The organism is Micromonospora sp. AB353, assembly GCF_049538395.1.
Taxonomy (GTDB): Bacteria; Actinomycetota; Actinomycetes; order Mycobacteriales; family Micromonosporaceae; genus Micromonospora; species Micromonospora aurantiaca.
Map to the genome: position 1 here is coordinate 1 of NZ_JBMVFV010000145.1, position 6,976 is coordinate 6,976.

The following is a 6,976-nucleotide window of genomic DNA, read 5'->3' on the forward strand; positions in this document are numbered from 1 at the left end:
AACGCGACCCGGGAATCGGCGAAGATCACCAGTGCGGCCACCGCGGCGTCCGCGCCGCCGCGCCACAGCACGCCGGCCTCGGTGAAGCCCGCCGCGCGCAGCGCGTCCAGGTGCCAGGTCGCGGGCGGGTTCCACTCCGGGCTGTGCCCGGTCGGGTAGATCTGCCGCCGCTTCTCCACCAGCGGCCCGAGCACCGGATCGTCGGCGGCCCGCTCCCACCAGTCCGACCAGGACAGCGCCGCGCCCGCGCGGTGCCTGGCCGCCCGCAGTTCGCCCGCCCGCGTGTGCAGCCGGTCGGTCAGCGTCGGCAGCGCCTCGTCGGGCATGTGGTCGGCGTTGACGAACACGCCGCCGGGGCGCAGCACGTCGCGGATCTCGCCGTACAACCGCCCGAGGCGTGGACCGTCGAGCCAGTGCAGGGCGGTGGCGGTGAGCACGGCGTCGTAGTCGCGGTGCGGCAGCGCGGCGGTCCAGTCGGACCGGTTGAGGTCGGCGGTCACCACAGTGGCCCGCCCGCCCAGCGCCGCCTCGGCGAGGGTGAGCAGCACCGGGTCGAGGTCGAGCACCGTCACCTCGGCGTCGGGCCGGCGGGCCAGCGTCCGCAGGCTGATCGATCCGGTGCCGCCCGCGAGGTCGAGGACGCGTGGCGGCCGGTCGCCGGCGACCGCCTCGACGGCGTCGAGCATCGCCGAGAAGCGGTGCTCCCGGTCGGGCAGGTACGCCTCCTGCTGCCGGTCCCAGCTCTCCTGCCAGGCCCGCACATCCAGATCGTAAGGAGTCATGTCGCTCACGATAGTTACCGATACGCGGCCCTGGCGAGGCTTGTTGCCAAACTTTTGCAATAAGTGTGTGCCGTCCCGGCGGCGTCACCGGGGCCGGACGTCCGGCGGGCCGACGGTGACGAGCCGGTGACGCGCGCTGCGGCAGGGTCGCGGCACGACGACGGCACCGTTCGAGGGGGCTGCATGATCAGGACGATGCTCCGGCTGCGCGCGCGCCCCGGCTGCGAGCCCGCGGTGGGGCCGGCCTTCGAGACGGTCGCCGGGCAGCTCGGCGCACTTCCCGGCAACCTGCGGCACGAGCTGCTGCGCGACGCCCTCGACCCGCGCGGCTTCGTCGTCGTCACCGAGTGGGCCGACGAGACGGCGCTGCGCTCGTACCGGCGCGGGCCGGTGGCGGCCCGCCTGGCCGACCTGTTCCGGCCGCTGACCGAGCCGGACGGCGACCCCGGCTACCCGCTGATGCGCGAGACCGGGGACGGGACGGGTCCGGTCTACGTGGACGTCGAACTCACCGTGCCGCTCGACCGGCTCGCCGAGTTCCACAGCGGCTACCCCGAGGTGGTCCGGCGAATGGCGGCGATACCGGGCTACCGCCGCGAACGACTGCTGCGGGAGCCCGGCTCGGACATCCACCACATCTTCGCCGAGTGGGACGGCGCCGCGCCGTTCCTCGCCTGGATCGGCGACCCGGCCCACGCCTCGGCGCAGGCCGGGCCGATCGCGCCGTTCCTTCTCGACATCCGGCGCCGGCTGTTCCACGTCGTGCCCGACGGGGACGGCCGCCGACACCCCACCACGGGCTGGGAGGCCGACGTGCACAGGACAACAGACGTACTCGTCGTCGGGGCGGGGCCCACCGGGCTGACCGCCGCCGTCGAACTGGCCCGGCGGGGCATCGACTGCCTGGTGATCGACAAGCAGGCCACCCCGCCCGGCCACGCCGACAAGGCGATCGGTGTGCACTGCCGCACCATGGAGATCTGGGAGGAACAGGGCGTCGTCCGGGAGGCCATGGACGCCGGCATCTGGCTCACCGGCAACACGGTCTTCGTCAACGGCGAGCAGACCCACCGGATGAGCTGGGAGCTGCCCGGCCTGCCGTACGACCACCTCGGCCTGCCGCAGTACGAGACCGAGCGGATCCTCACCACCCGGCTGGCCACCCTCGGGGTCCGCCCGCAGCGCGGCGCCGAACTCGTCGACTTCACCCAGGACGCCGACGGCGTGACCGCCATCGTCCGCACCGCGGACGGCGGCACCGAGACGGTACGCGCGGCGTACCTGGTCGGCGCCGACGGCGCGCACAGCCGGGTACGGGAGCGGCTCGGGCTCACCTTCACCGGCGGGCTCGGCCGGTTCCCGCAACTGTTCATGCTGGTGGACGTCGACGTGGACTGGGACATGCCGGACGGGCACCTGCTGCGGTTCCTGCACATGACCGACGGGCAGATGGACGGGATGCTCGTCTGCGTACCGCTGCGCGGCGAGCACCGCTACCGCATCGCCACCCTCGCCCCGCCCCGGTTCTTCGCCCAGACCGGCGGCCGCGACGCCCCGCCCGGATTCAGCGAGGAGCTCGACGAACCGACGATCTCCGACGTGCAGGTCGCGCTGGACCGCCTCGCGCCACCAGGCACCCGGGCGAGCAACCTGCGCTGGTCGTCGGTGTTCCGGATCAGCCACGGCATCGTCGACCGCTACCGCGACGGCCGCGTGTTCGTCGCCGGGGACGCCGCCCACCTGCACCCGCCGGCCGGCGGCCAGGGCATGAACACCGGCATCCAGGACACCTGGAACCTGGCCTGGAAGCTCGCCCTGGCGGTACGCGGGCTGGCCGCGCCCGGCCTGCTGGACAGCTACGAGACCGAGCGCCGCCCGGAGGGCGAGGAGATCGTCGGCCGGGCGGTACGGATGGCCGGCACCGAGGAGGTGGACCGCGCCGACCTGGAACGGCAGTTCCTCCAGGAGATGTCCATGCTGCTCAGCTACGCCGGCAGCCCGCTGGTCGGGGAGACCGTCGCCGACCCGGCCGCGCTCGGCGACGCGCCCCGCCCCGGCGACATCGCGCCCGACGTGGACGGGCTGCGCCGGCGCGGCGTCGGCCATCCGCTGCGGCTGCGTGACCTGACCCGGGGCACCCGGCACACGCTGCTGCTCTACGCCGACCGCACGGCCGGCGCGGAGGAGCTGACCGCGTTCACCGGCCTCTGCGCCGACGCGCGGCGGCTCGCCGGCGGGGAACTCGACGCGTACCTGCTGCTCGACCCGGACGCCGACGAACCGCGACTGCTCGACCCGCCGGTGGTGCGCGACGCCGAGCGCCGCTTCCGCGGCGCGTACGGCCTGGCCGGCACCGGCTTGTACCTGATCCGCCCGGACGGGCACATCGGGTTCCGGGGCGCGCCGGTCGACCCGGACGCGCTGCGCAAGCACCTGCACCTGGTCTTCGGGAGCGTCCGGTGAGCCGGGTCCGGACCGTGCTGTCGATGCGGACCCGGGAGGGCTGCGAGGAGCGCTTCGAGGCGGAGTGGCTCACCGCCGCCGAACAGATCCGCACGCTGGACGGCTGCCTGCACCAGGATCTGGTCCGTGACGCCGACGACCCGCGCAGTTACCTGATCATCAGCGACTGGGCGGACCGCGAGCGGCTCGACGCGTTCGGCCGCAGCACGCACCGGGACCGGCTGCTGAGCATCATCCGTGAGCTGCGTGAGTCCGCCGACCGGCACACCTACCAGGTGCTGCACAGCGTGGCCGGCGAGGCGGGGGAGGGGCGATGACCGACGACGTGATGCCGGCGAGCGAGCTCTACACCGACGGGTTCGCCGCCGACCCGTACCCCGCGCTGGCGCGACTGCGCGCGGACCGGCCGGTCTGCCCGGTCGGCTCGCCGCGCTTCGACTCCTGGCTGATCACCCGCTTCGACGACGCCCGCACCGCGCTGACCGACCCGCGCCTGTCCAAGGACCTGTACGGCCCGGGGCAGCACTACCTGAAGATCTTCGGCCCGAACTCCGAGGGCCTGAACCGCAACATGCTCAACTCCGACCCGCCGGAGCACACCCGGCTGCGCCGCGTGGTGTCACAGGCGTTCGCGCCGCGGCGGATCGAGGCGCTGCGCCCCCGGATCGCGTCGACCGTCGAGCAGCTCATCGACAAGATGGCGCCGCACGGCGAAGCGGACCTGATGCACGAGTTCGCCATCCCGCTGCCGATGACTGTCATCTGCGAACTGCTCGGCGTGCCGCCGGCCGACCACGACCGGGTGCTCGACTGGACCCAGGTGATCCGCACCTCCGGCTCCACCAGCCGGCCGCCGGAGCAGGAACGCGCCGCGGTGCAGGAGGCCCAGCTCCGGCTGCACCACTACCTGGCCGGGCTGGTCCGCGCCAAACGCGACGACCCGGCCGACGACATCATCGGCGCGCTCATCAAGGCCGTCGACCGGGACGGGACGCTGTCCGAGGCGGAACTGGTCACCACCACGTTCCTGCTGCTGTTCGCCGGGCACCAGACCACCGCCGACTTCCTCGGCAACGCCGTGCTGGCCCTGCTCACCCACCCCGAGCAGATGGAACTGCTGCGCGACTCGCCCCGCCTGCTGCCCGCCGCGATCGAGGAGCTGCTGCGCTTCGACGGGCCGCTGCCCGTGGCCAGCCCGCGCATCGCCACCGAGGACGTCGACTACCAGGGCGTCCGCATCCCGCGCGGCGCGATCGTCGGGGTGGCGATCAACGCGGCCAACCACGACCCGGCGCACTTCGCCGACCCGGACCGGCTGGACCTGCGCCGGGTCCGGGGCCCGCACCTCGGGTTCGGGCACGGCGTCCACTACTGCCTGGGCGTCTCACTGGCCCGGATGGAGGCCGAACTCGCGCTCGGCGCGCTGCTGCGCCGGCTGCCCGGACTGCGTCTCGGCGTGCCGCTGGCCGAGGTGCGCCGGCTCCCCGCCGCCTCGCCGTTCCGCGGCCTGCTGGAACTGCCCGTCACCTTCACCGCCTGACGGCGCCGCCGCCTCGCGCCGCCGCCCCCGTCGCCATCATCAAGGAGCAGTCATGGTCTTCCGCAACGTGATCGTCTGTCACATGGTCCCCGGCAGCGAGCAGATCGTCGGTGGCGTGTTCGGCCACTACGACCAGGCCACCCGGCCGCAGGACCTGGGCGTCATCGGCCGGTACCTGCTGTCGCACCACGACCTCTACCTGCACGTGATCGAGCGGGAGCAGGATCCGCGGATCTCCGGGCAGACCCGTGGCCTGCCCGCCTTCCAGAAGATCGCCGAGGAGATCGGCCCGTACGTCACCCCGTACCCGCGCTACTGGAAGAACCCGTCGGACTCGGTGGCGAAGGAGTTCTACCACTGGGCGCCCGAGGGGGAGCCGCCCGCCGACACCACGCTCACCGTGATCGTCGGGCGGATCAAGCCCGGCGCCGAACCCGACGTCGCACGGGTCTTCGCCGAGTCCGACGCCGGATCGCTCCCGACCGACCTCGGCGTCACCGGGCGCTGGCTCTACTCGATCGACGACGTCTACGTGCACCTGCTCGAACAGGAGACGTCGGCGGCCGAGGCCACCCGCGACCGGCACGGCGACAAGCCCGCCTTCGGCAAGGTGATGCAGGACCTGGGCCCGTACATCGAGCCGTACCGGCCGGAGACGTGGCAGGGCCCGCAGGACTCGGTGGCCACCGTCTTCTACCGCTGGCAGGCCCAGGACTGAGCACGCCTCCGCGCTCCCGCCGACCGGGAGCGCGGAAACGCCGCCCCCGCGACCGGCCGTACGCCAGGCTGGTGCGGGGGTGCCGGGTGTCGACGAAGGAGATCGTCCAGCACGTCGGGGCGCTGCTGGACCTGGCCGGGGTGCTCGTCATCGCGGTCGGCGTCGCGGTCGCCACGGCGGTGTTCGCGGTGCGCTGCGCCCGGACCCGCCAGGTGGTCGCGCACTACCGGGCGTACCGGCAGGGGGTCGGCCGGGCCATCCTGCTCGGCCTGGAGTTCCTGGTCGGCGGCGACATCATCCGTACGGTGGCGGTGTCGCCCACGTTCACCAGCGTCGGCGTGCTGGCGCTGATCGTGCTGGTCCGCACGTTCCTCAGCTTCTCCCTCGAGGTGGAGCTGGACGGCCGCTGGCCCTGGCAGGGCCGGACCCCGGCCGACCGGCCGAGCGTCGGCGCCCGCCCCCAGCGCTGAGCGTCGTACCTCTGCGGCAGCATGCGGGCATGGCGGAGTTCCGGATCGTGCGCGGTGACGCGACGAGCCCGCAGGCGAAGGGCCCCAAGATCGTCGCGCATGTCTGCAACGATCTCGGCGGGTGGGGGAAGGGCTTCGTGCTCGCCGTCTCGCGGCGCTGGCCGGAGCCGGAACGCGACTACCGGGAGTGGCACCGGCACCGGGCCGGCAACGACTTCGGGCTGGGTGCCGTCCGGCTGGTCCGGGTCGCGCCGGACGTGTGGGTGGCCAACATGGTCGGCCAGCGTGGGATGCGCCGGGGCAGCGCGGGGCCGCCGATCCGCTACGACGCGGTGGAACGTTGCCTCGCGACAGTTGCCGACCACGCCGAGGAGTTGGGCGCGTCGGTCCACATGCCGCGTATCGGCTGCGGGCTGGCCGGCGGCTCGTGGCAGCGGATCGAGCCGTTGATCCGGCGCGCGTTGTCCGACCGCGGCATCCCGGTGACCGTCTACGACAGGTAGTGACCTCCGCTGTCGCCCACGCCACTTCGCCGAGTCGATGTGGACCGGTACCCCCAGGGGGTATGGTGGGAGTCATGGAGCACGGATCCGCTCACGACACCGGCCACCACGACGACCACGGCGGCGGTCACGGCGCGCACGCCGGGCACGACCCGGAGCAGTTCCGCCGCCGGTTCTGGCTGAGCCTGGCGCTGACCGTGCCGATCGTCGTCACCAGCCACATGGTGATGGACTGGTTCGGCTACTCGCTGGACTTCCCGGGTGTGCGCTGGGTCGGCCCGGTGCTCGGCACCGCGGTGTTCGCGTACGGCGGCTGGCCGTTCCTCACCGGCGGGCTGCGTGAGCTGCGCGAACGTGCCCCCGGCATGATGCTGCTGATCTCGATGGCGATCGTCGTCGCGTACCTCGCCTCGGCCGCCACCAGCCTCGGCCTGTTCGACCTGGACTTCTGGTGGGAACTGGCCGCGCTGGTCACCATCATGCTGCTCGGCCACTGGCAG

The 6,976-nt window shown here is 73.2% G+C and carries 7 protein-coding genes and 1 pseudogene; 7 read left to right on the forward strand and 1 reads right to left on the reverse strand.

What is annotated here, in order from left to right; all coding sequences use genetic code 11:
* On the reverse strand, positions 1-782 hold a 782-nt coding region (locus tag ACPCK6_RS28985; RefSeq protein WP_423482791.1), incomplete at its 3' end, for a class I SAM-dependent methyltransferase.
* A gap of 195 nt (positions 783-977) precedes the next feature.
* On the opposite strand from ACPCK6_RS28985, the gene ACPCK6_RS28990 reads away from it, so the two are divergent.
* From ACPCK6_RS28990 to ACPCK6_RS29020, 7 genes and pseudogenes are all read left to right on the forward strand, one after another.
* On the forward strand, positions 978-3,245 hold the full coding sequence (locus ACPCK6_RS28990) for an FAD-dependent oxidoreductase (RefSeq protein WP_423482792.1): 2,268 nt from the start codon (positions 978-980) through the stop codon (positions 3,243-3,245).
* A complete protein-coding gene (locus ACPCK6_RS28995; protein ID WP_396882478.1) occupies positions 3,242-3,562 on the forward strand; it encodes a putative quinol monooxygenase in 321 nt (106 codons plus the stop codon). Before ACPCK6_RS28990 ends, ACPCK6_RS28995 begins: the two co-directional genes overlap by 4 nt.
* Positions 3,559-4,785, forward strand: a complete 1,227-nt coding sequence (locus ACPCK6_RS29000; RefSeq protein WP_396882479.1) for a cytochrome P450 family protein — start codon at positions 3,559-3,561, stop codon at positions 4,783-4,785. The genes ACPCK6_RS28995 and ACPCK6_RS29000 overlap by 4 nt, the downstream gene beginning before the upstream one ends.
* 52 nt (positions 4,786-4,837) lie before the next feature.
* Positions 4,838-5,503 carry a TcmI family type II polyketide cyclase gene (locus ACPCK6_RS29005; RefSeq protein ID WP_396882480.1) on the forward strand — a complete coding sequence of 222 codons (666 nt, stop codon included), beginning with the start codon at positions 4,838-4,840 and terminating at the stop codon, positions 5,501-5,503.
* 86 nt (positions 5,504-5,589) lie between these two features.
* On the forward strand, positions 5,590-5,973 hold the full coding sequence (locus tag ACPCK6_RS29010; protein WP_128138377.1) for a DUF1622 domain-containing protein: 384 nt from the start codon (positions 5,590-5,592) through the stop codon (positions 5,971-5,973).
* 29 nt (positions 5,974-6,002) lie between these two features.
* On the forward strand, positions 6,003-6,476 hold the full coding sequence (locus ACPCK6_RS29015; protein ID WP_423482793.1) for a macro domain-containing protein: 474 nt from the start codon (positions 6,003-6,005) through the stop codon (positions 6,474-6,476).
* A gap of 74 nt (positions 6,477-6,550) precedes the next feature.
* A pseudogene (locus tag ACPCK6_RS29020) lies at positions 6,551-6,976 on the forward strand (heavy metal translocating P-type ATPase); the annotation flags it as partial.